This is a genomic window from Deinococcus pimensis DSM 21231, from assembly GCF_000519345.1.
Lineage (GTDB): Bacteria > Deinococcota > Deinococci > Deinococcales > Deinococcaceae > Deinococcus_A > Deinococcus_A pimensis.
This window is the reverse complement of record NZ_KI912644.1, coordinates 17,429-18,910: the sequence shown is the minus strand read 5'-3', so window position 1 is coordinate 18,910 and position 1,482 is coordinate 17,429. Positions and strand designations below refer to the sequence as shown.

Below are 1,482 nucleotides of genomic sequence, written 5' to 3'. Positions count from 1 at the left end.
CTCGTGCGGTCCTTCTACGCCGTGCGGCTCGACGGCGTCTGGGCCGCCTTCACCGAGGACGCGCGCGCCCCGTGGGGGACGCTCGCGGCCTTCCGCGCGTACCGCGAGGCGGGCGTGCGGGAGTACGGCGCGGAGACGCGCGTCCTGAAGGAGGAGATCGTCCGCGAGGACGGCGTCACGTACTACGTCCGCACCGCCGTGTTCGAACGGCACCCGGAGCAGGTGTGGGCGGTCGTGCTGGGCTTCGACGCGTCGGGCCGCGTGGCGCTCTTCACCATCACCCTCGCCGGGGAGGCGCCCGCGCGCCCCCCCGTCACCACCTGAAGCCTAGTCCCCGAACTGCCCTCCCAGCGCCGCGAGGACGAAGGCGTACTCCTCGGCGGTCTCGCGCAGCGCGTCGTAGCGGCCGCTGCTGCCGCCGTGCCCGGCGCCCTTGAGGGTGCGCAGCAGCACGAGCCGCTCCCCCACCGCGCGGTCGCGCAGCCGCGCCGTCCACTTCGCGGGCTCCCAGTACGCGACGCGCGGGTCGTTGAGACCCGTGGAGATCCACAGGTGCGGGTACGTGGTCTCGCGGACGTTGTCGTACGGGCTGTAGGCCTTCATGACCTCGTAGAACTCGCCATCGGCGGGGTTGCCCCACTCGTCCCACTCCAGCGTGGTGAGGGGGATGGACGCGTCGAGCATCGTCGTGACGACGTCCACGAAGGGCACGCCCGCCACGACCACGCGGAAGAGGTCCGGACGGAGGTTCACGACGGCGCCCATCAGGAGGCCGCCCGCGCTGCGGCCCGACGCGGCGAGCAGGTCGGGGCGGGTGAGACCGCGCGCGACGAGGTCGTCCGCGACGTCCACGAAGTCCGTGAAGGTGTTCGTCTTGACCCTGAGCTTGCCGCCCTCGTACCAGCCGCGGCCCATCTCGCCGCCGCCGCGGACGTGCGCGACGGCGAAGATCACGCCCCGGTCGAGCAGCGCGAGCCGCGCCGCGCTGAACGTCGGGTCGATGCTGACGCCGTAGCTGCCGTACCCGTACAGGAAGGTCGGGGCGGGCGTGGTGACGTCGCGGCGCCGCACGACGCTCACGGGCACGCGCGTGCCGTCGCGCGCGACGGTCCAGAGACGCTCGGAGGTGTACAGCGCGGGCTCGTAGTTCGGGACGGGCGTGCGCTTCACCTCGCGCGTCTCGTGCGTGGCGAGGTCGAGGTCGAGATGCGTGACGGGCGTGACGAAGCTGGTGTACACGAGGCGCGCGACGTGCGTGTCGAACTCGTGGTTCTCCCCGACGGCGACGGTGTAGACCTCCTCCGGGAAGGACACCTCGCGCAGGTCGCCCTCGCCGCGCGGCAGGACCCACACCCTGGTGGTGCCGCCGCTCCGACCGCTCAGCAGCAGGTGATCCCGGAAGACGCGCACCGCGTCGAGCTTGCGGGCCGGGTCGTGCGGGACGAGCTCGCGCGGCTCGCCGCCGCCCTTGGGCAGGCCGAC

At 73.0% G+C, this 1,482-nt stretch carries 2 protein-coding genes; one reads left to right on the top strand and one right to left on the bottom strand.

Going from position 1 to position 1,482, the window contains the following annotated elements; translation table 11 throughout:
• The coding region (locus tag DEIPI_RS0112200) for a hypothetical protein (RefSeq protein WP_027481945.1) at positions 1–324 on the top strand (324 nt) is incomplete at its 5' end.
• Positions 325–327: 3 nt separating this feature from the next.
• Here DEIPI_RS0112200 and DEIPI_RS39710 read toward each other — a convergent pair.
• A partial coding sequence (locus DEIPI_RS39710) for a prolyl oligopeptidase family serine peptidase (protein ID WP_045234220.1) occupies positions 328–1,482 on the bottom strand: 1,155 nt, incomplete at its 5' end.